This is a genomic window from Tenacibaculum sp. SSH1-16 (assembly GCF_040104435.1).
Lineage (GTDB): Bacteria > Bacteroidota > Bacteroidia > Flavobacteriales > Flavobacteriaceae > Polaribacter > Polaribacter mesophilus.
Genome location: NZ_JBECOV010000003.1, coordinates 348,080 through 370,620, shown reverse-complemented (window position 1 = coordinate 370,620; position 22,541 = coordinate 348,080). Strand labels below are relative to the sequence as shown.

Genomic DNA, 22,541 nt, shown 5'->3' with positions numbered 1-22,541 from the left:
AAACTACAAAACAGTAGTAATATTGCCATATAAAAAATCAATAAAATTAGACAAATGAAAAAGTATAATTTAGAGATTCGGTTTGCAATACAGCTACTGGTAATGGCAGCAATATCGTTAATTGCAGCTTCATTGGTATAGTTAAATACGCCTTTATAAGATAGACTTATGAAGGTAATAGAACATTTAGAAAAAGCTAACGGAACATCGTTGTTTTCGTTTGAAATACTTCCGCCGTTAAAGGGAGATACAATAGAATCAATATTCAAAAATATTAATCCGTTAATGGAGTTCAATCCGCCGTTTATAGACGTAACTTACCATCGAGAAGAATACGTGTATAAAGAGTTAGGAGATGGACTATTAAAAAAGCAAGTAGTAAAAAAACGTCCAGGTACAGTAGGTATTTGTGCGGCTATTCAAAATAAATATCAAGTAGATGCTATTCCGCATATTTTATGTGGAGGATTTACCAAAGAAGACACTGAAAACTTCTTAATTGATCTCGATTTTTTAGGAATTGATAACGTAGTTGCATTACGTGGTGATGCAGTAAAAAGCGAAACTTATTTTAAACCTGAAAAAGACGGACATGCATACGCAAGTGAGTTAGTTACACAAATAGAGAACTTAAATAAAGGAAGATACTTGGATGATGATTTGCAAAACTCATCAAAAACCGATTTCTGTATTGGAGTAGCTGGATATCCTGAAAAACATATGGAAGCACCAAGTTTAGATTCTGATATTCACTTTTTAAAGAAGAAAATTAAAAACGGAGCAAATTATGTGATAACACAAATGTTTTTTGATAATCAAAAGTATTTTGAGTTTGTAAAAAAATGTAGAGAAGAGGGAATTATGGTTCCTATTATTCCGGGATTAAAACCAATCTCAACCAAAAAGCAATTGAATTTAATTCCGCACCGTTTTAAAGTTGATTTACCAGATGCTTTGGTAAAAGAGGTTGTGAATTGTAAGAGTAATGCAGAAGTACGACAAGTAGGAGTAGAGTGGTGCATTGCTCAAAGTAAGGAATTACAACAAAAAGGAGTGCCTATTTTACATTATTATTCAATGGGAAAATCAACCAACATTCAAGAAATAGCAAAAGCTGTTTTTTAAAACAGAAAATAATCAATAAAAAAATGTTAGTCATATCATTGAACATCCTATACCCATTAAAAACCATAATAAAAAGAGTATATAACATAAAAAGTACGAGCTATATGCTCGTACTTTTTATGTTATAAAATTTTGTTTGAAACATCAAACACTACTGTTGCCTGTTACATAACAGTAGTGTTTGGTGTTAAACAACAGTACTGTTTTTACTTAAGCAACAGCAAGACTAAATGTAGAATCACCTACCATAATATCCTTTAAAAAGTGTTTAGAGTTTTCTGTAACCTGCGTTTTAACCCTAACACGATAATTACCAGTAGCAAGGGTAGGAGCTTGACCAATAATCTTCTTATTACCCTTTTTAAAATTTAAGAAAATCAATATAACCTCTAACAAAGTTCTAATTATGGAAGCTATTTTTATATAGCTCTAACATAATAGTAAACCCTACGGATTTCCGTAGGGTTTTGTGTTTTTATCAAGGTAGGTTTGTAATGATATTAACCAAAAAAATATAGAAAATGCCAAAATATTATGTAAATAATACAGCACAACCAAATGGAGATCATGAAGTACATAAAGAAGGATGTAATTGGTTGCCTTTTGTTCTTTCCAAAAAAGACTTAGGCTATCATTCTTCTTGCCATTCAGCAGTTTTAAAAGCAAAAGAATATTATGCAAAAGCTGATGGCTGTAAACATTGTAGTGAAGAGTGTCACAAAAGCTAATTTATAAATTATGGAATATAAAGTAATACCCTTTACACCGTCTATTGATAGAAATAAAGGAAACTCAGCAAAAGTAGCACAACAATTAGAAGCTATTATTAGTAATTACAACGATCAAGGTTGGCGATATGTTCGATTAGAAAGTGTAGAAACTCATGTTCTCCCTGATTCAGGTTGTTTTGGAATAGGTTCTCAACCAGGATATACAGCATACAGACAAATGATTGTTTTTAGTAAAGAATAATGAAACATTTGTTACTTCTTTCTGTAAAGGCATATTGGAAGTTTAAACCAAAGGATAAGCCAGCACGCTGTATATTTAGAAAATCCTGTTCACATTACGTATATGAAGAAACAAAAAGAAAAGGATTGTTAGCAGGAGTAAAAGCATTAAAATATCGGTTTAACAATTGTACTTATGGTTATGAACTGTATTTAAATCCGATTAGTGAAAAAAAACAGATGTTGTTAAAGAATGGAGAAGTGCTAGAAGAAGAGGAAATAGCAAAACGATTATTATATTGATTAAACCCTACGGATTTCCGTAGGGTTTTCTGTTTTATAGAAATTAGATTTGATATAATAAACTTAATCCCTTCAATATTATGAATCAGAAATATGAAAAAGTATTACTAATTACATCATTATTAATAGTAATAGTTGCTACGGTAGTTGTAACAAAGAAAAACAATTCTAAAGAAAATTTATATAACAAAGCTTTAGTAGGCTGTTATGTTCCACCTAAAGCTAGGTGTACTGGCTCTGTAAACTGTAGAGCATGTAAAAACTGTAAGTATTGCAAATACTGTAACAGCGGAGGCTCTTGCGGTGTTTGCGGAAAGAGAAATAGTACAAAAAGTTATACGAACCCTTATAAAGGCTATTCAAGTAAACCAAAAACTAAGCAAACTATTTTTGACGGACGTAAGACCAATAATACATTGTTAAAAGAAGAGCCATATTATCTAAAAACATTATTGGTAAACAAAAACCTTTTAAATTTAAGAAGTGGCCCAAGTACTTCTTATTATGTAATTCAACAATTAGACTTTGGAGAAAAACTAACCATATTAGCCACTCAAGCAAAATGGATTAAAGTGAAGGTAAAGCGAACAAAAGTAATAGGGTTTGTTCATGTGAGTGGTGTACTATTGGTGGAATAAAAGAAAGCTTAGATGTGGGTTTCCGTAGAGTTTTCTGTATTAGAAAGTATAGTTTTGATGTAATACTAATTAAAAAACATATAAAATGGGAAAACCAAAATTTGAAATCAAAAAGAGAAAGGATAATGAATTCATGTTTAACCTGAAAGCAGGAAATGGAGAAATTATTTTAACCAGTGAAGGCTACGCTAGTAAACAAGGATGTAAAAGCGGTATAAGTTCTGTAAAAACGAATGCACCTGATGATGATAACTATGAAAGAAAAGTAGCTTCAAATGAGCAATACTACTTTACACTAAAAGCGCAAAATGGAGAAGTTATAGGTAAAAGCGAAATGTATACCACAGCTTCAGCAAGAGATAAAGGTATTAAATCGGTACAAAATAATGCTCCATCTGCAGACACAGTTGATTTAACATAAAAAATTATTTATAGGAGATTAAAATTCTATATTGTAGTATTTAGAAGCCTTACGGAAATCCGTAAGGTTTTGTTTTTGAGTAGGTTTAGCTTTGGGGTATAACTAAACTAAAACATAATGATAAAAAGATTACAAATTGTAGGTCTCTTTTTTATTTCAGTACTATTAACAGAATGTTCTACTGATGCGGATGGAATAGAAGAGCAAGAAACAAAAACAGAATGGAAGTGTGGGGTTCATAATGGAAAGCAATTATGGACAGGACCCAAAGGAGGATGCTATTATAAGAATAGTAATGGAAATAAAACATATGTAGACAGATCAGAATGTAATTGTTAAATGAGCTATGAGTACGAGAGCATTAAAAGTATTCAATTACAACCTGTTTTTATCAAGGTTTATTTATGGCTTAATCATTATAAATATAATCTGTTTAGTACTAGAGTCTTTTAAAACTTTAAGAGTTAACTATACACAGTTTTTTCAGTTTATAGAAGGATTCTCTATTCTGGTTTTTTCAATAGAATTTATAACAAGAATTGTAATTGCAGAAAAGCAAGATAATAAAGGGTGGAGTTCTTACGTGTTTTCTGGTTATGGAGTTTTAGACTTACTGTCAATATTACCCTTTTACTTACCACTAATTTTTCCGTTTGATTTACGAGTATTAAGAGTATTGAGGCTGTTAAGGTTAGTGCGAATATTTAAACTAGGTAGGTATTCAAAATCCTTTAAAACGATTAATTTAATACTAAAAGAAACCAAGCCAGAACTCTTAATAACAGCCTTTATAGCATTAATATTAGTAATGCTCTCATCTACTTTAATCTTTTACGCAGAAAACGAAGCACAGCCCGATAAGTTTTCAAGTATTATAGAAGCCTTTTGGTGGTCGTTAGGAACGCTTACCACTGTAGGAGTAGCAGATATGTATCCTGTAACTCCCTTAGGAAAATTCTTTAGCGCTTTAATAGGAGTTATAGGAATTGGCTTTGTGGCATTGCCTACAGGAATTATAAGTTCAGCTTTAATAGATAAAGTAAAAGAAGAAAAGAGTAATTGTAGTAACTGCCCTAATTGTGGGGTAAGAATAGATAAGAACTAATGGGATTTCAATTTTACAGACGAATAAAATTAGGAAAAGGTTTTGGACTGAATATTAGTAAATCGGGCATTTCTCCAAGCTTACGAACTAAAATAGGAGCAGTAAGTTCCAAAGGATATTCTATAAGAACGGGTATAAAAGGGTTGCAGTATAGAAAAAGACACTCTAAAAAAGAAGGAATAGGCTGCCTAGGAATTGTCTTTGCTATAGTTAGTGTTTTTGTAGCACTGTTAATAAAAAGAAAGTAAATATACTCGTAGTTAAACTATGATCAAATGAAAGTAAGAATACAAAAAACAGTAAATATTATTTGTGTCATTGCATTGTTTTTAGCAGTAACAGCTCTACCAATAGAATATTACAATGTTTTAAGAATAGTGGTTTTTGCAGGGTGCTTATTGATAGTTTTTAATCAGGAAATAAAAGAAGTATTGGAGGTTATTATTTATACCAATAGCATTATTATTTAACTTCATATTTTCCATCTATTTATATGTAAAATCATATTGGGTTCTTTTAGATGTTCTCTACGGAATCTTATTTCTACTGCTCGTATTTTATGGGTATAGCTCAGGCATAAAAAAACAACGAACAATAAAAAACAAGTGTCTAAAAATAAAGACATGCATAATGTTTAAATATTAAAAAAAATGAATGAAATAACTACCGAACTTAAAAGTCACTTTTTAAGACTATATGAAATGGCTTTTGCTGACAATGATTTTGATGTGTTAGAAACACAAATGCTATACAAATTTGCAGAAGAGAGAAATATATCTAAACAAGAGTTAGATAATATTTTACTATCAAGCCAACAAGAAAGCTTAGTACCCGAAAGCTTGGAGCTTAAAGTTGAATACTTATATGATTTAGCAGTAATGATTTGGGCAGATGGAAAAGTGACAGAAGATGAAATGATAACTCTAAAAAAGTATTGTTTAAAGTTCGGGTTTTTAGAAGAAAACCTAGAAGAATTGACTAGTTTTTTGATAGAAAATGCAAAAAAGCATATACCTAAAACAACATTGTTAAAACAATTAACCTAATCAACTAACACATATGGAAGCTTTAAAAACAATATTTACTATTAGGGAGAAAGACCCTGTAGAAGAAATAGTAGTAAAGGAAGAAACAAAAGAGATAAAACTAACTTTTTTCGAAAGTGGTTACGGATCATCTAAACAAGCCTCAGGAAATCACAAAGTGTTCAGAGCTTGTCTGAATAATGTGTACATGGACTATAAAAGAAAATGTGCAGAAGATAGAGAGTTACAAGAAAAATTAAAAGAGCCTCATACGCAAGAAAAAGGAAGAGAAGGTATAGAACTTAAAAAAAGGCAAACAGCCAAAGCAATCTTAGAAGAAAGTATAAAAACTGATGAAGAAAAAATAGAAGAATGCAAACATCAAATAGTTGAAGTTAGAGAGAATCCAGAGAAGTATGTAGAAGAAGTAGATAAAAAACCAAAAGCCCAATTTTATTTGGGGCTAATAGTGCTTATTCCAATAACATTCTACCTATTAGTTTTTTACATATCAGCCTCATATTCAGCTTTTTTTAAAAACTTTGAAAATAGCGAGTTATCAGCAGCTATTTTTGACGGGAAATCATTTTCTAAAGCCTTAGAACATGGAGTTTTAGAAGCGGTTTTTGTAGCTACCATACCATTTGCTTTTATGGGTTTAGGGTATTTAATACATATGTTTCAAAAACATAAAAACTGGCTATCTTATGTAAAAATAGGAGCACTATTTATCATCACTTTTATCTTCGATGCTATACTAGCGTATCAGATAGAAATGAAGATTTATGATTATAATAAAACACCAGATTCACCAGAGTTCGATTTGTCAATAGCCTTTAGTAAAGTAGAGTTTTGGGGAATCATCTTTGCAGGCTTTGTAGTATATATAATTTGGGGGTTGGTGTTTGATTTTATTATGAAAGAATATGAAAACATTGATAAAATCAAAGCCTTTATAAGAAGTAAAAGAGAAACGATTGTTAACCTACAAAAATCAATAGCTGAAGCCATAGAAAAATTAAACGGTGTAAAAGAAGAAATATCAGGAATAGAAGCAAGAATAGCCAATTTACAGAGAACAATTGATGGCTTTGTATTCCCTAATAAACGTTACTTAACCTACCACGCAGAATATGTAAAAGGATGGTATTTAGCAATTACAGACAATTTTTTAGATTTAAAACGAAGAGATGAATTGCTTTCTAAATGTGATGAAGTAGAAAAAGAACATCTAACGAAATATGATTTAACAGATGAAAACACGGAAGGAATAATTTATAAATCTCAACTAAAATAACGAAAAATGAAAGCATATAAACTTATAATAGTAATTCTATGTATTATACTTACATACTCTTGTTCAAATAAAAAAGAAAAAGACCCAGTAGCAGAAGTATCAAAAGAAATAAGTAGTACAAGTAAAAAAAAGAGCAAAGAAAATTTAAATATTAGTATCGTATTAGATTTATCAGATAGAATAAATCCAAAGAAGTATCCAGAACCTTCAATGGAGTTTTATCAAAGAGATTTAGGTTATATTGAATCCGTAGCAAAGACTTTTGAAAATCATATTAGAGGGAAGAGAACAAATAAAATTAATGATAAAATACAACTGTTTGTTGAACCAGCACCATCAGATAGTGAATTAAATCAGAAAATAGCTACACTCAAAACAGAGTTTGATAAAACCAATGCAACCAAAGAAGAAATTCTAAAAACCGCAAAGAAGTATACAGAGATATGTAATAATATTTATGAAACGGCTATTACAGATGATAAATATGTTGGGTCAGACATAAGAGGTTTCTTTAAAAATAAGATCCAAGATTATTGTGTGGAAGAAGGATATAAGAATGTGGTAGTGGTTTTAACAGATGGGTATGTGTACCATAAAGATAACCTTACAAGAGAACAAAACAGAACATCGTACTTAGTACCAAAAACAATAAGAAGTTTTAAACTAAATAAAGGTAATTGGAAAGAGAAGTTTCAATCAAAAGATTATGGTTTTTTACCTTTACATAAAAATTTACAAAATGTAGAAGTATTAGTTTTGGGAGTAAACCCAGATAAAAAGAACCCTTACGAAGAAGATGTAATAAAAGAGTATTGGAAAAAATGGTTAACAGAAATGAAAGTAAAGAAGTTTCAAATAAAAAGAGCAGATTTACCCATCCATATAAATGATGTTGTTAGTGATTTTATTCTTACCAAGTAAACTATGTACCTAAAAACAATACTATTATTTTTATTAATAACATTAATAGGAGCAAAAGTACCGAAAGAATTTAGTGCAAGAGTAATTGGGGTAGTAGACGGAGATACCGTAAAGGTGTTATATCAAAACAAACCAATACATATAAGGCTAGAACATATTGATTGTCCAGAAAAAGGGCAGCCATACAGTACCAAAGCAAAACAATTCGTGTCCAACAAAATATTTGGAAAAACAGTTAAAGTAGTGAACAAAGGGAAGTGGCATTGGAATCGTTTAATCGCCGAAATATATTTTGACAACCATCAAAACATTAATAAGAGCCTAGTTAAAAAAGGGTTGGCAATGCACTTTAAAAAATATTCAAAAAGTAAAGAATATGACCTGTTAGAAAACAAAGCAAAACAACTTAAAATAGGTATGTGGTCATTACCCAATGTAACTACACCTTGGCAATATAGAAAACAACCAAACTAAATAACAAATGAAAAAAGTCATAATAATGCTACTATCAGTAGGTGTGTTAGTGGCATTTCAAAAAGTAGAAGACAAAAAAGTGTATATCTGTAGTAGTGTAGCAAGCACAAAGTATCACTTTAAAAAAAATTGTAGAGGATTATCTCAATGTAAAACAACGATAAAAGAAAGCACAGAGAAAAAAGTGAGGAGATATGGGAGAATGCTCTGTAAATGGGAGAAGAAAGCATTAAAAAAGAAATAAAAACAAACTCTGTTAATAACTATATTAACAGAGTTTTTTATTTTTTCTGGCGAAATACTATTTTAGCACAGACTTCAATTCACACAATTTTTTATGACGCAAGAAACACAATATACCGAAGACAATATACGCTCGCTCGATTGGAAGGAACATATTCGTATGCGACCAGGGATGTATATTGGTAAACTGGGAGACGGATCATCTCCAGACGACGGAATTTACATTTTGGTTAAAGAGGTTTTAGATAACTCTATTGACGAATTTGTCATGGGAGGAGGTAAAACCATAGAAGTTTCTGTACAAGGGAATAAAGTAATTGTGCGAGATTACGGACGTGGTATTCCGCTAGGAAAAGTAGTGGACGTGGTTTCGAAGATGAACACAGGAGGAAAGTACGACTCCAAAGCCTTTAAAAAATCAGTTGGATTAAATGGAGTTGGTACGAAAGCAGTAAATGCGTTATCAACCTATTTTAGGGTAGAGTCTAACCGTGACGGAAAATCAGCTTCAGCAGAGTTTGAGAAAGGAAACTTAACCAATCAAGAATTATTAGATGAAACATCACGTCGTAGAGGTACTAAAGTAACCTTTATAGCTGATGAAACCATCTTTAAAAATTACAAGTATCGTCCTGAATATATTTCTAAACTATTAAAAAACTATGTGTACCTAAACCCAGGGTTAACCATTGTTTTTAACGGAGAAAAGTTTTATTCAGAAAACGGGTTAAAAGATTTATTGGAAGACAACAACAATAAAGAAGATATGTTGTATCCTATAATTCATTTACGAGGCAGTGATATTGAAGTAGCAATTACACACAGTAGAACACAATATTCGGAAGAATACCATTCGTTTGTAAACGGACAAAATACTACACAAGGAGGAACGCACTTAAACGCATTTAGAGAAGCAGTAGTAAAAACAGTTCGAGAGTTTTTTGGAAAGAATTTTGATGCTTCTGATGTACGTAAATCAATTATCGGTGCTATTTCTATTAAGGTAATGGAACCAGTTTTTGAAAGTCAAACAAAAACAAAATTAGGTTCTACTGAAATGGGAGGAGACTTGCCAACCGTTAGAACGTATATTAATGATTTTATAAAAACACAGTTAGATAATTACTTACATAAGAATACGGAAGTAGCCGACAAACTTCAAAAGAAGATATTACAGGCAGAAAAAGAACGTAAAGAACTATCAGGAATACGAAAATTAGCTCGTGAACGCGCCAAAAAAGCAAGTTTACACAACAAGAAACTACGTGATTGCCGTATTCATTTTGGAGACACTAAAAAAGATGGATATTTAGATACTACCTTGTTTATTACGGAGGGAGATTCGGCAAGTGGTTCGATTACCAAATCGCGTAATGTAAACACACAAGCGGTATTCAGTTTAAAAGGAAAACCACTAAACTCGTATGGATTGTCTAAAAAGATAGTGTACGAGAATGAGGAATTTAACCTATTACAAGCAGCCTTAAATATAGAAGACGGACTGGAAGACTTACGTTATAACAATATTGTAATTGCTACCGATGCCGATGTTGATGGTATGCACATTCGCTTGTTATTAATAACCTTTTTCTTACAATTCTTTCCAGAAGTAATCAAAGAAGGACATTTGTATATTTTAGAAACACCGTTATTTAGAGTACGAAACAAAAAAGAAACCATTTATTGTTATTCAGAAGAAGAAAAGCAAGATGCGATAAACAAACTAAGAGGAAAACCAGAAATAACTCGATTTAAGGGGTTAGGGGAGATTTCTCCTAACGAATTTGTCCATTTTATAGGAGATGATATTCGTTTAGACCCAGTAATGTTAGACAAAGAAATGTCGATAGAACAAATGTTAGAATTCTATATGGGTAAAAATACTCCAGACAGACAAAAGTTTATTATTAACAACTTAAAGGTTGAGTTAGATTTAGTAGAAGAAAATTAATATGGAAGAATTAAAGAAAGTAATTATAATAGTATCATTGATAATGATTATTGCGTGTGCTTTAATGATTTATTTTGGTAGATCATCAAGTCAAAATTCATATATAGAAACATTATTAATGTTAATTATGACTTTAATATTGGGTTTATCTATTAAAACGACAAAGAATAAAAACATCAGATAAATAAATTAGCTTGTAGTAATTAAAGTACAAGAAAAATAATGGATAGAAATAGAAGAGCTAGAATATATTTATTAATAGCATTTTCAATTTTTGTTGTCAATACATTTAACGTTGACTTTAGCAATTTAAACTGGGAAGCAAATAAGTCGTCTTATGTTAATATGATAGCAGCAGCCTTAGTTTGTATCGCTATTTTTTTACTAATTAAGAAGAGATAAAATTACCCCTAAACATAAACGTTTAAACATTCATACATGAGTGAAGAAAACAATAAGTACGAACATGACGAAGAACTAAATAAACCTGTTGAAAGTACAGAAACCATTACCAAGGTAACAGGTATGTACAAAGAATGGTTTTTAGACTATGCTTCATATGTAATTTTAGAACGTGCAGTGCCATCAATGGAAGATGGGTTTAAACCCGTGCAACGTCGTATTATGCATTCAATGAAAGACTTAGATGATGGACGCTATAATAAAGTAGCAAACATTGTAGGTCACACAATGCAGTATCACCCTCACGGAGATGCATCAATTGCCGATGCCATGGTACAAATGGGGCAAAAGGAGTTGCTAATCGATATGCAAGGTAACTGGGGTAACATTTTAACAGGAGACCGTGCAGCGGCTTCTCGTTATATTGAAGCACGTTTGTCTAAATTTGCGTTAGATGTTGTTTTCAATGCCAAAACTACCGAATGGCAAGCCTCGTATGACGGACGTAAAAAAGAACCTGTAAACTTACCTGTAAAGTTCCCTTTGCTATTAGCTCAAGGAGCAGAAGGTATTGCTGTAGGATTATCAACTAAAATATTACCGCATAACTTTAACGAGTTAATAGATGCTTCTGTAAAATATTTAAAAGGTAGAAGTTTTACGATTGTACCCGACTTTTTAACTGGAGGAATAGCAGATGTTACCAATTATAACGATGGTAAACGAGGAGGAAAAGTAAGAGTACGAGCAAAAATATCGGCACTTGATAAAAAAACGTTGGTAATTACTGAAGTGCCTTTTGGTACTACCACATCATCATTAATTGATAGCATTTTAAAAGCGAACGATAAAGGTAAAATTAAGATCAAACGTATTGAAGATAATACCGCGGCTAATGTTGAAATTTTAGTGCATTTACCAGCTAATGTATCGCCAGATAAAACAATTGATGCCTTATACGCTTTTACCAGTTGTGAAAATTCAATTTCTCCACTGTGTTGTATTATTGAGGATAATAAGCCTGTGTTTATTGGAGTAACAGAAGTTCTAAAAAAATCAACAGACTTTACAGTAGAGTTACTTAAACGTGAATTAGAAATTCAATTACATGAATTAGAAGAGCAATGGCATTTTGCTTCTTTAGAACGTATTTTTATTGAGAATAGAATTTACCGTGATATTGAAGAAGTAGAAACTTGGGAAGGAGTAATTGAAGCAATTGATCTAGGGTTAAAACCGCATACTAAGCATTTAAAAAGAGAAGTAACCGAAGAAGATATTGTTCGTTTAACAGAAATAAGAATTAAGAAAATCTCTAAATTCGATATTGACAAAGCAAAACAATTTATTGAGAGTTTAGAAGAGAAAATAGCTGAGGTTAAACATCATTTAGATAATTTAATTGATTTTGCAATAGACTACTTTAAAGAGTTAAAAGCAAAATACGGAAAAGGAAAAGAGCGTAAAACAGAAATCCGAATTTTTGATGATATTGTAGCTACCAAAGTAGTTATGCGTAATTCAAAACTTTATGTAAATAGAGAAGAAGGATTTATAGGAACATCGCTACGAAAAGACGAGTACGTTACCGATTGTGCGGATATTGATGATGTTATAGTGTTTAGAGAAGATGGTTCAATGGTAGTGACGAAAGTAGATTCTAAAACCTTTGTAGGAAAAGGAATTATTCATGTTGCAATATTCAAGAAAAAAGATAAACGTACAGTTTACAACATGATATATCGTGATGGAGCGAAAGGACCTTCATATATGAAGCGTTTTAACGTTACATCAGTTACTCGTGATAAAGAGTACAACTTAGCCAACGGAGATTCAAAATCAAAAGTATTATACTTTACAGCTAACTCTAATGGAGAAGCTGAGGTAGTAACTATTTTACTTAGAGCAGTAGGAAGTGTTAAAAAGTTAAAATGGGATATTGATTTTGCAGATTTAGCTATAAAAGGACGTAGTGTTAGAGGAAACTTAGTAACCAAGTACTCAATTAAAAAAGTAGAGTTTAAAGAAGCAGGAGTTTCAACGTTAAAACCTAGAAAAATTTGGTTTGACGATACAGTACAACGTTTAAATGTTGATGGGAGAGGAGAGTTGTTAGGTGAGTTTAAAGCAGAAGATAAAATATTAATAGCAACTCAATCAGGAAAAATCAAAGCAGTATCACCAGATTTAGCGATGCATTTTGAAAATGATATGATTGTGTTAGAAAAATGGAAGCCTAATAAGCCAATTTCAGCAATTTATTTTGACGGGGTTAAAGAACGTTATTTTGTAAAACGATTCTTAGTTGAAACACCAGATAAAGAAGAACTTTTTATATCAGAAGATGAAAAATCGAAGTTAGAAATCATAGCTACAGATTATCGTCCTATGGCAGAGGTAATTTTCTCAAAAAGGAGCCTAGAAAAAATAGAAGTGAACTTTGAAGACTTTATAGCAATTAAAGGAATTAAAGCTCAAGGAAATCAATTAACAACAGATAAAATAAGAACAGTAAACTTATTAGAGTCATTACCTTACGAAGAACCAGAAGGGGAAAAAGTAGAGGATATTGAGGTAACTGATGAAGAAGAAATTAAAGAAGAAGCGTTACCTTTGAATGTAGAAGATACTACGCCTAAAGATAAAACGTTTGTAGAGTCTAAAGAAGATAAAGCAAAAAAAGCATTAGAAAGAGCACTTCAAAAGAAGAAAAAAGATAAAGACGACGAAAGTCAAACAGCATTATTTTAATGGATAAGTTTTTACCATATCGTTTTAACCTAGATACCTTTTTTGGAGCATTAGGGTATATTATAGTCGTATTCTTAGTGTCTTGGGGTATTTCTAGGTTGGTAAGAGCGATTATTTGGCAACTTATTAAAAGCAAGAAAGAAGATCGTTTTGGTAGAACAAGTATTCAATTTTTACGTAATTCAGTATCGTTTGTAATTGGACTTTTAAGTGTCATTTATGTAATTATGGCGGTGCCTGCTTTTAGAAGTAAAGCGACTTTAATTTTTTCTGGAGCCGGTATTTTAGCCGCTATTATAGGTTTTGCTGCACAAGCAGCACTATCTAACTTAATAGCAGGAGCTTTCATAGTTATATTCCGCCCCTTTAGAGTGGGAGACTATATTAAACTGGATGAAACTAGAGTTGGTATTGTTGAAGACATAACGTTGAGACATACTGTAATAAATAACTTTGAGAATAAGCGGTTAATTATACCCAATTCGGTAATTAGTACAGATTCTATTTTAAATCATACCATAGAAGACTCTCATGTATTAAGTTTTAACAATTTTAAAATAGGATTAAAAGCAGATATTGATTTAGCAAGAAAAATTATACAAGAAGAAGCTGTTAAGTTACCAACTGTTATTGATTATCGTACACCAGACCAGGTGATTAGTGATGTGCATCAGGTAGATGTTCGTGTTATTGATATATATCCAGACCATATTCATATGCGTGCTTATGTATGGTTAAACGAACCGTTTCAAGAATTTAAAACTAAATGTGCTTTAAAAGAAGCTGTGCATAAACGCTTTCTATTAGAAGGTGTACATTTACCAATACCAATCAATATAAATGAGATAATTAAAAGAGTAAACTAAAAAAATATTCTTTATGGGAGGAGGTGAGTAGTTTGTATATTTTTATAGGTAGTATAAAAAGAATTTTTACCCCTTAAAAATAAATCCTAGTCCTAACCTACTTAAAAACTTCTTTTCAAATTCCCAAAAAAACTTAAATTGTCCAAATAACCAACCAATTAAGGGTAATGTTGTTTGGTAAATAGGAAAAACTAGTAGAATTCTTAAAGGATAATATAACCAAGGATTTAAGGTTTCAGGAGATAACCCTAGCAAATTTGTAATAGGTTTAGCAACCCAAGCTGCAAATGATCCATTTATAGCAAAAACTATAAAAATAGCAGTTAAAGCCCAATTGCTTTTTATACCCCAACGATGTTTAAGTTTTTCCATAAGTACTAATATGCTGCAAAAATAACCAAAAGAAAAGGGGGAAACAAATGTTTCCCCGTTCATTATAAATTATAGCAAAATAAAATTATTTTTTTCCAAACACACCACCTAAAAGTCCACCTAAAAGTCCTCCTGATTTTTGTTGATTATTACCAGCGTTACCTAAAATCATTCCAGCTACATCATCAACAATACTACCATCTCCATCAGCATCAAGTATCTGTTCTAAGAAGCTTTGTTCTTTTTGAGTAGAGTTACCGCCTAGTAAACCACCTAGAAGTCCACTTAAATCACTTGAATTATTTACATTTTCTTGACGAGATTGCTTACCAAGTAACCCCATTAAAATAGGAGCAGCAGTTTTCAAAATATCAGCAACAGCACCAGTATCCATTCCTGCTTTTTGACCAATAACTTGTTCAACTCCTTGCTGTTTATTTCCTAAAACATGACCTAAAATTTTACCACCGTCTTGTAAAACATCAGAATTTACACCACCATTAAATAAATCACCTAAATTATCTAAGATTCCACCATCATGCTTATTTAATGCGTTCTTTAAACTTTCAGCACCTTGAGGAGTGGCAGCATTTCGTTGCATTGCTTTCATTAAAACAGGTAATGCCATTGTTAGTACACTACTAGTTTTATTAGTGTCTTGCCCAGTTGATCCGGCAACACCAGATATAATTGTTTTTCCTATATCGCTATTTAATAAATCTAAAATTCCCGTCATTTTGTTATTTTAATAAAATTAGTACTCAGTTTATAATAATTGGACACAAGATACGAACTGAAGGTCACTTTTTTTAAATATTTCTTTATACCTTACGGCCAGTTAAAAAATAATAGATTTATAGATTATATGAAGAGACTTGCACTACACTGGCAAATTTTAATAGGAATGATTTTAGGTGTCTTATTTGGGTTAGTGATGACCTTTACAGACAATGGAGCATCATTTGTATCGGACTGGATAAAGCCTTTTGGAACAATTTTCGTAAAATTATTAAAACTAATAGCAGTACCGTTAATTATTGCTTCTCTAGTAAAAGGAATTTCTGATTTAAAAGATATTTCAAAATTTAAAAACATTGGTATACGTACCATATTAATTTATATAGGTACTACGGTAATAGCAATAACAGTAGGGTTAGTATTGGTAAATGTTGTACAGCCTGGAGAAGGAATTTCAGAAGATACAATAGCTAAATTAACAGCAGATTACGCAAACAGTGAAGGGGTACAAGCTAAAATAGTAGAAGCGAGTAAACAAAAAGAAAGTGGTCCACTTAAGTTTTTGGAAGATATGGTTCCAGATAATGCTATACAAGCAATGAGTAATAATAAAGCAATGTTACAAGTAATTTTCTTTACTATTATTTTAGGAATATCAATGTTATTAATAGGAGAAAAAAAGGCTACACCATTAAAAAACTTTTTTGATTCGTTAAATGAAGTTGTGTTAAAAATGGTTGATTTAATCATGTTAACAGCACCTTTTGCGGTATTTGCATTATTAGCAAATGTTGTGGTTACTTCTAATGATCCTGATTTATTGTTGGCATTATTAAAATATGGAGCGACAGTTATTGGAGGTTTATTATTAATGGTAGCACTTTATATGGTTTTAATAAGTGTATTTACCAAAAAGAATCCATTATGGTTTTTAAAACAAATAAGCCCAGCACAATTATTAGCGTTTTCAACAAGTTCTAGTGCAGCAACATTACCAGTTACGATGGAACGAGTAGAAGAACATATTGGAGTAGATAAAGAAGTATCAAGTTTTGTATTGCCAGTAGGAGCTACTATTAATATGGACGGTACTAGTTTATATCAAGCAGTAGCAGCAGTATTTATATCACAAGCTTTAGGTTTCGATTTAACATTTGTTGATCAACTCACAATTATTTTAACGGCTTTATTAGCCTCAATAGGTTCAGCAGCTGTGCCAGGAGCAGGAATGGTAATGTTAGTAATCGTATTAGAATCAGTTGGTTTTCCAGCAGATAAATTAGCCATAGGTTTGGCATTAATTTTTGCAGTTGATAGACCTTTAGATATGTGTAGAACAGTTATTAATGTAACGGGTGACGCCACAGTATCAACTTTAGTAGCGAAGTCTGTAGGGAAGTTAGGAAAGCCACACCCACATGAATGGGATGAGCATTATGATGAAGTAAAATAAAGTAATATGCTTACAGTAAAATCACCTATAGTTTCTGTTGATTGGTTGCACGATAATTTAAGCGCAGATAACTTAATAGTTCTTGATGCAACTATTCAGAAAATAGGAGCCAAAACAGATAATAAAAAAGAAAAACAGCAGATTAAAAATGCTGTTTTCTTTGATTTAAAGAATGTTTTCTTAGATAATGAAGCGGAATACCCTAATACGATTCCTTCAGAAAAATATTTTGAAACTGAGGCTCAAAAATTAGGGATAAATAATGATAGCTGTATTGTTGTTTACGATGATTTAGGAGTGTACTCATCTCCTAGAGTTTGGTGGTTATTTAAAGTGTTTGGTTTTGAAAATGTCGCAGTTTTAAACGGAGGTTTACCTGCTTGGAAAGACGCTGGTTATACAGTTGAGTCTAAAAAAGAAAGAGAATTCTTAACAGGGAATTTCAAAGCTAATCTTAATAAGGGTAAAATAAGTGTTACAGAGGAAGTATTAAAAGCTTCTCGTGATAATAAAGTTATATTAGACGCTCGTTCCAAAGGAAGGTTTTATGCTACGGAACCAGAACCAAGAAAAGATTTAAGAGGAGGTCATATTCCGAATTCTATGAGTTTGCCTTATGCAGAATTGCAATCAAATGGTAAGATGAAATCGAAAGAAGAGCTTCAGAAAATATTTTCAGATATGAATCCGAATAAAGAAGAAATGATTCTTTCTTGCGGTTCAGGAATTACGGCATGTATTTTAGCTTTAGGAGCAGAAGAATCAGGAAATATTAACTATAGTGTATATGACGGTTCTTGGACAGAGTGGGCTAGTAGGTTAGAATTGCCTGTTGAAAAATAAATTAGGAAATGAAAAAGAATACTTTGCTACTAATAATGTTGTTTTTAACCTTACAAGGTTATGCTCATGATTCGGGGTTTAATGGAGTAATGGTAAGGAACGGTTTAGGTTTAGGAACTGTAATAGCTGTTGTAATTTCATGGGATAGAAATAAATCAGTATTATTTGCTATACTACACGGATTGTTAAGTTGGCTTTATGTGATATATTACTTTATAGTTAAGGAAAAATAGAATAAAAAAAGCCTCAATATTGAGGCTTTTTTTATATCAGTTTTTTGACTTCTTGTTTTAAAAAGGAAATAGCTGTGTTTGCTGGACTTTCCTGTTGCGAGTAGTCAATTAATACATTTTCACGTAAATCTTTAGCAGTTTCAGAACTTTCTGCTGTGTTTCGAAGTTTAGCTATAATAGCTAATTTAGCTGCTAAAACAGCTTTCCAACTATCATCAGAAATGTATAATTGCTGCACTAAATTATGTTCAAACTCTTGTTCTATATTACCAATTAAAAGTTGCAGATAGTTATCAGCATCATCTCCTATAGGATTTACTCTTAACAGTAATTTTGATGGGTTGATACGCTCACAAAATAACAACATACGCTCATAAGCTTGTAGCTTTGTGGGTAAACTTTCACGCTTTTTTTCAACTAAAGCATTGAATGTTTTTTCTTTATTGTCTTGTTCAATAAAGCGGCCTAAAATTAAGTAAGCTACGCCGCCAGTTACTAGTGCTGGTAGGGCATAAGCAAGCCCTTCAATAATTTTATCTTCCATAATGCGAATATACGAGTCCTGTTAAAATTGCCAATCCAAAACTTAGTAAAGTTCCAATCAGTACATATTCAGTAAGTTTTCTGTCTTTTGATGCTGTTAAATCTCCAAATCTAAATATAGATTTTGCCGCGAGTAAAAATCCAACACCTGCCCATTGGTTAATCGCGATAAAAACAAAAATTAATATACGTTCTAAAAAACCAATATACTTACCTGCATTGGCTAACGATTGTTCTGTTGATTTATTACCTTTTTCTGGATTCCATTTAGAAATTAATGTATTTATGATAATTGATGAAGTATAAGTGACAAAAATTAAACAAGTAAAAAGTAATAAATTTTGTTGAGTTAAAATAGCATTTATGCTAATTTTAAAAGGAGTATATATATATGTGGCTAAAACCAAAAAGAATATATGTAAAACCTGATCTAAAAAGAAGAATAAACGTTTGTTCTTCTTTCTTTGAAAATATAGTTTTCCAAGATCTACTAAATAATGAGAAATAATTACAAGTAAAAAAACACTCCAGTATGTAGAATTGAATTGTAATAATAATAGTAATAAAATAGCATGAACACCTATATGAGCATAAAGTTTGCTAGATTTTATTTTCTTTTTCTCCTTATCTTTTACCCAATTTTTAGGTTGTAGAACAAAATCACCTAATAAATGAGCAACGAGTAGTTTTAAAAACAGTATCATATTTTAGTTAGTTTCTGATTCATAAGTTTTCTATAACGTTTTTCTAGTTTCATAATTTCATCAAAACCGGAACGTTTTCTTCGTTCACTTGCGCTACTTTCTGAAATAGCTAGTTTTTTAGCGATAATTTTTTGAGTAGACTCAGGGTTTTGTAGAGACATATATACAAAAGCAGCAGAATTAGTTGTCCAATTGTCCATTATTAACAAACTTAAGCTTATAGAAACTTCAAACTCGTCGTTAATATCTTCCCAAGGAGTTTTCAAAGCTAAATTTTGCTTTTTAAGTAAATAATCAAAAGCATACCCAGAATTTATAAAAGCTTCACCGTTGGCTTCGGTAATTTTTTCTGTATCAAAACTTTTATTACCGATACCAATAGCTAAACGAATGTCTAAATCTTTTATTTTTTTAATAGTAGATTTTAGCTTAAAAATAAAAAGAAGAGCTTCAGCAATATTTTCAATTTCAATTTGAAAACTATCTCCGCGAAAAAGCTCCCATGTTTTTGGTGTTTTCCCGATAGTATTGAAGGATTCTTTCAGTACAGGAAGCCATGTTTCAGCAGAAACACCTCTAGAGTTTATAATATCACCAGTAATTACACTTGTCATGTATTCAATTTTTAGTAAAAATAGCTTTTCAAATTGAAAACTCCAAATAATTCGGGTTTTAAAACGAATATTTTAAAATAAGGGTTATAAGACGAATTTCTGTTAATTCGGATTTTAGCTTGAATTTATAGGGTTAAAAATTAGTGAATAAAAAAAAGGATAGAATCTTTAAAAAACCTAAAAGATTGGTTAATTTTCCATTTTTAAAATACTTTCAATTTAATTTCCATTGAATACTTATTTAGAGCAACTTAACGAACCACAGAGAGCAGCTGTTTTACAAAAAGACGGCCCAATGATAATTATAGCAGGAGCAGGATCGGGTAAAACGAGAGTGCTGACTTATAAAATTGCTTATTTAATGGAGCAAGGTGTAGATGCTTTTAACATTTTGTCGTTAACATTTACCAACAAGGCTGCTCGTGAAATGAAAGATCGTATTGGTAAAGTAGTGGGGTATAGTGAAGCTAAAAACCTTTGGATGGGAACATTTCACTCAGTTTTTGCACGTATCTTACGTTCAGAGGCTGATCGATTAGGTTATCCGTCAAACTTCACCATTTACGATACACAAGATTCAGTTCGATTGATAACGACGATTATCAAAGAAATGAATTTAGATAAAGATCGATACAAACCAAAACAAATTTTAAGCAGAATATCGTCTTTTAAAAACAGCTTAATTACGGTTAGAGCGTATTTTAATAACTCTGATTTACAACAAGCCGATTTAGAAGCGAGTAGACCGAGAACAGGTGATATCTATAAAGAATATGTAGATAGATGTTTTAAGTCAGGAGCGATGGATTTTGACGATTTATTATTGCGTACCAATGAATTATTAGCACGTTTTCCAGATGTGTTGGCAAAGTATCAAGATCGTTTCCGATATATTTTGGTAGATGAGTACCAAGATACCAACCATTCGCAATATTTAATTGTACGTGCGTTGGCTGATCGTTTTCAGAATATTTGTGTGGTAGGAGATGATTCGCAAAGTATTTATGGATTCCGTGGAGCGAATATTCAAAATATCTTGAACTTCCAGAAGGATTACCCAGATGTAAAAACATTCAAGTTAGAACAAAATTACCGTTCAACAAGTAACATCGTACGCGCTGCGAATAGTGTAATTGATAAGAATAAAACGAAGCTAGATAAAGAAATTTGGACAGCTAACGATGCAGGAGATAGTGTGAAGGTAATGCGTACAATTTCTGATGGAGAAGAAGGGCGTTTTGTGGCGCAATCTATTTGGGAAAACCAAATGAATCATCAGTTAACAAGTGATCAATTTGCAATTTTATATCGTACCAACGCACAATCAAGAGCTATAGAAGATGCATTGCGTAAAAAAGATATTAAATATAAAATTTACGGAGGTATTTCATTCTACCAACGTAAAGAAATTAAAGATTTACTATCGTATTTACGAATTTTAATCAATCCGAATGATGAGGAAGCATTAAAACGTATTATTAACTACCCAGCAAGGGGGATTGGAGCTACAACGTTAGATAAATTAACAATTGCAGCGAATCATTACAAAAAATCGATGTTTGATATTTTAAAAAATATCAGTACAGTAGATATTAATATAAACTCTGGAACCAAAACAAAGTTGCAGAATTTTGTAAACATGATTCAGCGTTTTCAAATTGAAGCGCAAACAAAAAATGCTTTTGAAATTGCTGATTTGGTGGTAAAGCAAACTCAGCTAGTAAAAGATTTACAAAAAGATGGAACTCCAGAAGGCGTTAATAAGGTTGAAAACGTTCAAGAACTTTTAAACGGAATAAAAGACTTTATTACCGATAAAATAGAAACAGGAGAAGACGCATCATTAACTTCATTTTTAGAAGACGTCGCACTAGCCACTGATTTTGATTCCGATAAACAAGATGAAGAACCTAGAGTTTCGTTAATGACAATTCACTTATCTAAGGGGTTAGAGTTTCCTTACGTGTACATTGTAGGTTTAGAAGAAAGTTTATTTCCTTCAGCAATGAGTATGAATACTCGCAGTGAGTTAGAAGAAGAACGTCGTTTGTTTTACGTAGCGTTAACAAGAGCTGAAAAAGGAGCGTATTTAACTTATGCACAAACACGTTATCGTTGGGGTAAATTAACTGATGGTGAGCCAAGTAGGTTTTTAGAAGAAATAGATGAGCAATATTTAGAGTATTTAACGCCAAAAGTACCTGAACCATCAGTAAATAGGTTTATTGATGCTAGTTTATTTGAAGACGATTCACCAAAGAAAATACGTTTTCAAAAACCAATTCAAAAGAAAAGAAAAGAGTTCTTAGCGAAGAAGGAAAAAACAAATATGGTTCCTCCAAAAAGTAAAATGAAGAAGGTTTCAGAAATGAGCCCAAAAATGAATTTGTTTGATGGAGAAATCACAGTAGGAAACGTAGTAGAACATAACCGTTTTGGTACTGGAAAAGTAGTAGCTTTAGAAGGGAAAGGACCCAATAAAAAAGCAGAAATAGAGTTTAGTACCGTAGGTAAAAAGAAATTATTGTTACAATTTGCAAAATTGAAAATAATCGGGTAGTTAATTCAT

The 22,541-nt window shown here is 31.6% G+C and carries 28 protein-coding genes; 22 read left to right on the top strand and 6 right to left on the bottom strand.

The window, feature by feature from the left end:
• The first annotated feature begins 168 nt into the window (after window positions 1–168).
• Complete coding sequence (gene metF / locus ABMY20_RS06640) at window positions 169–1,125, top strand: methylenetetrahydrofolate reductase [NAD(P)H] (RefSeq protein WP_159615788.1); 957 nt, start codon at window positions 169–171, stop codon at window positions 1,123–1,125.
• A gap of 210 nt (window positions 1,126–1,335) precedes the next feature.
• Here metF and ABMY20_RS06635 read toward each other — a convergent pair whose 3' ends face one another.
• Window positions 1,336–1,521 (bottom strand): hypothetical protein, encoded by a 186-nt coding sequence (locus ABMY20_RS06635; protein WP_239179400.1) that lies wholly within the window; start codon window positions 1,519–1,521, stop codon window positions 1,336–1,338.
• A gap of 125 nt (window positions 1,522–1,646) precedes the next feature.
• Here ABMY20_RS06635 and ABMY20_RS06630 point away from each other — a divergent pair, with 125 nt between their 5' ends.
• From ABMY20_RS06630 to ABMY20_RS06550, 17 genes are all read left to right on the top strand, one after another.
• On the top strand, window positions 1,647–1,853 hold the full coding sequence (locus tag ABMY20_RS06630; RefSeq protein ID WP_125067306.1) for a hypothetical protein: 207 nt from the start codon (window positions 1,647–1,649) through the stop codon (window positions 1,851–1,853).
• 10 nt (window positions 1,854–1,863) lie between these two features.
• Entirely contained in the window at window positions 1,864–2,097 is a 234-nt protein-coding gene (locus ABMY20_RS06625) for a hypothetical protein (protein WP_099216602.1), read from the top strand.
• On the top strand, window positions 2,097–2,378 hold the full coding sequence (yidD, locus tag ABMY20_RS06620; protein WP_349264907.1) for a membrane protein insertion efficiency factor YidD: 282 nt from the start codon (window positions 2,097–2,099) through the stop codon (window positions 2,376–2,378). Before ABMY20_RS06625 ends, yidD begins: the two co-directional genes overlap by 1 nt.
• Window positions 2,379–2,458: 80 nt before the next feature.
• The gene (locus ABMY20_RS06615; RefSeq protein WP_349264906.1) at window positions 2,459–3,016 is read left to right on the top strand and encodes an SH3 domain-containing protein; all 558 of its coding nucleotides are present in this window, start codon (window positions 2,459–2,461) and stop codon (window positions 3,014–3,016) included.
• An 85-nt stretch (window positions 3,017–3,101) separates the two neighbouring features.
• Window positions 3,102–3,437: a YegP family protein gene (locus tag ABMY20_RS06610; protein ID WP_125067309.1), complete on the top strand. Its 336-nt coding sequence runs from the start codon at window positions 3,102–3,104 to the stop codon at window positions 3,435–3,437.
• Between the two features lie 117 nt (window positions 3,438–3,554).
• Window positions 3,555–3,776, top strand: a complete 222-nt coding sequence (locus ABMY20_RS06605; RefSeq protein ID WP_239179410.1) for a hypothetical protein — start codon at window positions 3,555–3,557, stop codon at window positions 3,774–3,776.
• A gap of 7 nt (window positions 3,777–3,783) precedes the next feature.
• Window positions 3,784–4,542 carry an ion transporter gene (locus ABMY20_RS06600; RefSeq protein ID WP_239179412.1) on the top strand — a complete coding sequence of 253 codons (759 nt, stop codon included), beginning with the start codon at window positions 3,784–3,786 and terminating at the stop codon, window positions 4,540–4,542.
• Window positions 4,542–4,790 carry a DUF4236 domain-containing protein gene (locus ABMY20_RS06595; RefSeq protein ID WP_159615776.1) on the top strand — a complete coding sequence of 83 codons (249 nt, stop codon included), beginning with the start codon at window positions 4,542–4,544 and terminating at the stop codon, window positions 4,788–4,790. The genes ABMY20_RS06600 and ABMY20_RS06595 overlap by 1 nt, the downstream gene beginning before the upstream one ends.
• 27 nt (window positions 4,791–4,817) lie before the next feature.
• Window positions 4,818–5,012 (top strand): DUF6804 family protein, encoded by a 195-nt coding sequence (locus ABMY20_RS06590; RefSeq protein ID WP_349264905.1) that lies wholly within the window; start codon window positions 4,818–4,820, stop codon window positions 5,010–5,012.
• A gap of 180 nt (window positions 5,013–5,192) precedes the next feature.
• Window positions 5,193–5,588 carry a hypothetical protein gene (locus ABMY20_RS06585; protein ID WP_349264904.1) on the top strand — a complete coding sequence of 132 codons (396 nt, stop codon included), beginning with the start codon at window positions 5,193–5,195 and terminating at the stop codon, window positions 5,586–5,588.
• Between the two features lie 13 nt (window positions 5,589–5,601).
• Window positions 5,602–6,864 carry an ABC transporter permease gene (locus ABMY20_RS06580; RefSeq protein ID WP_239179419.1) on the top strand — a complete coding sequence of 421 codons (1,263 nt, stop codon included), beginning with the start codon at window positions 5,602–5,604 and terminating at the stop codon, window positions 6,862–6,864.
• A gap of 6 nt (window positions 6,865–6,870) precedes the next feature.
• Window positions 6,871–7,785, top strand: coding sequence for a hypothetical protein (locus tag ABMY20_RS06575; RefSeq protein WP_349264903.1), 915 nt, complete (start codon window positions 6,871–6,873; stop codon window positions 7,783–7,785).
• A 3-nt stretch (window positions 7,786–7,788) separates the two neighbouring features.
• Window positions 7,789–8,259: a thermonuclease family protein gene (locus tag ABMY20_RS06570; RefSeq protein WP_159615766.1), complete on the top strand. Its 471-nt coding sequence runs from the start codon at window positions 7,789–7,791 to the stop codon at window positions 8,257–8,259.
• A 7-nt stretch (window positions 8,260–8,266) separates the two neighbouring features.
• The gene (locus ABMY20_RS06565) at window positions 8,267–8,503 is read left to right on the top strand and encodes a hypothetical protein (protein WP_159615764.1); all 237 of its coding nucleotides are present in this window, start codon (window positions 8,267–8,269) and stop codon (window positions 8,501–8,503) included.
• A gap of 93 nt (window positions 8,504–8,596) precedes the next feature.
• The gene (locus ABMY20_RS06560) at window positions 8,597–10,453 is read left to right on the top strand and encodes a DNA topoisomerase IV subunit B (protein WP_047789051.1); all 1,857 of its coding nucleotides are present in this window, start codon (window positions 8,597–8,599) and stop codon (window positions 10,451–10,453) included.
• A gap of 438 nt (window positions 10,454–10,891) precedes the next feature.
• The gene (locus tag ABMY20_RS06555; protein WP_047789049.1) at window positions 10,892–13,606 is read left to right on the top strand and encodes a DNA gyrase/topoisomerase IV subunit A; all 2,715 of its coding nucleotides are present in this window, start codon (window positions 10,892–10,894) and stop codon (window positions 13,604–13,606) included.
• On the top strand, window positions 13,606–14,472 hold the full coding sequence (locus tag ABMY20_RS06550) for a mechanosensitive ion channel family protein (RefSeq protein ID WP_073183681.1): 867 nt from the start codon (window positions 13,606–13,608) through the stop codon (window positions 14,470–14,472). Before ABMY20_RS06555 ends, ABMY20_RS06550 begins: the two co-directional genes overlap by 1 nt.
• A gap of 66 nt (window positions 14,473–14,538) precedes the next feature.
• On the opposite strand, the gene ABMY20_RS06545 is transcribed toward ABMY20_RS06550, so the two are convergent.
• Both ABMY20_RS06545 and ABMY20_RS06540 read right to left on the bottom strand, forming a co-directional pair.
• The gene (locus tag ABMY20_RS06545) at window positions 14,539–14,844 is read right to left on the bottom strand and encodes a DUF6787 family protein (RefSeq protein WP_073183678.1); all 306 of its coding nucleotides are present in this window, start codon (window positions 14,842–14,844) and stop codon (window positions 14,539–14,541) included.
• An 85-nt stretch (window positions 14,845–14,929) separates the two neighbouring features.
• Window positions 14,930–15,580 carry a DUF937 domain-containing protein gene (locus ABMY20_RS06540; RefSeq protein WP_047789046.1) on the bottom strand — a complete coding sequence of 217 codons (651 nt, stop codon included), beginning with the start codon at window positions 15,578–15,580 and terminating at the stop codon, window positions 14,930–14,932.
• A gap of 129 nt (window positions 15,581–15,709) precedes the next feature.
• Here ABMY20_RS06540 and ABMY20_RS06535 point away from each other — a divergent pair, with 129 nt between their 5' ends.
• The 3 genes from ABMY20_RS06535 to ABMY20_RS06525 are packed head-to-tail and all read left to right on the top strand — an operon-like array spanning window position 15,710 to window position 18,111.
• The gene (locus tag ABMY20_RS06535) at window positions 15,710–17,035 is read left to right on the top strand and encodes a dicarboxylate/amino acid:cation symporter (RefSeq protein WP_047789045.1); all 1,326 of its coding nucleotides are present in this window, start codon (window positions 15,710–15,712) and stop codon (window positions 17,033–17,035) included.
• Window positions 17,036–17,041: 6 nt separating this feature from the next.
• Entirely contained in the window at window positions 17,042–17,878 is an 837-nt protein-coding gene (locus tag ABMY20_RS06530) for a sulfurtransferase (RefSeq protein WP_281979890.1), read from the top strand.
• Window positions 17,879–17,886: 8 nt separating this feature from the next.
• Window positions 17,887–18,111, top strand: coding sequence for a hypothetical protein (locus tag ABMY20_RS06525; protein ID WP_349264902.1), 225 nt, complete (start codon window positions 17,887–17,889; stop codon window positions 18,109–18,111).
• A 31-nt stretch (window positions 18,112–18,142) separates the two neighbouring features.
• Here the strand turns inward: ABMY20_RS06525 and ABMY20_RS06520 are convergent, their stop codons facing one another.
• The 3 genes from ABMY20_RS06520 to ABMY20_RS06510 are packed head-to-tail and all read right to left on the bottom strand — an operon-like array spanning window position 18,143 to window position 19,972.
• Window positions 18,143–18,655, bottom strand: coding sequence for a hypothetical protein (locus ABMY20_RS06520; protein ID WP_047789042.1), 513 nt, complete (start codon window positions 18,653–18,655; stop codon window positions 18,143–18,145).
• Window positions 18,645–19,358, bottom strand: coding sequence for a DUF3307 domain-containing protein (locus ABMY20_RS06515; RefSeq protein WP_349264901.1), 714 nt, complete (start codon window positions 19,356–19,358; stop codon window positions 18,645–18,647). The genes ABMY20_RS06520 and ABMY20_RS06515 overlap by 11 nt, the downstream gene beginning before the upstream one ends.
• On the bottom strand, window positions 19,355–19,972 hold the full coding sequence (locus ABMY20_RS06510; protein WP_349264900.1) for a SatD family protein: 618 nt from the start codon (window positions 19,970–19,972) through the stop codon (window positions 19,355–19,357). The genes ABMY20_RS06515 and ABMY20_RS06510 overlap by 4 nt, the downstream gene beginning before the upstream one ends.
• Window positions 19,973–20,201: 229 nt before the next feature.
• On the opposite strand from ABMY20_RS06510, the gene ABMY20_RS06505 reads away from it, so the two are divergent.
• A complete protein-coding gene (locus ABMY20_RS06505) occupies window positions 20,202–22,532 on the top strand; it encodes a UvrD-helicase domain-containing protein (protein WP_349264899.1) in 2,331 nt (776 codons plus the stop codon).
• Window positions 22,533–22,541: the final 9 nt, after the last annotated feature.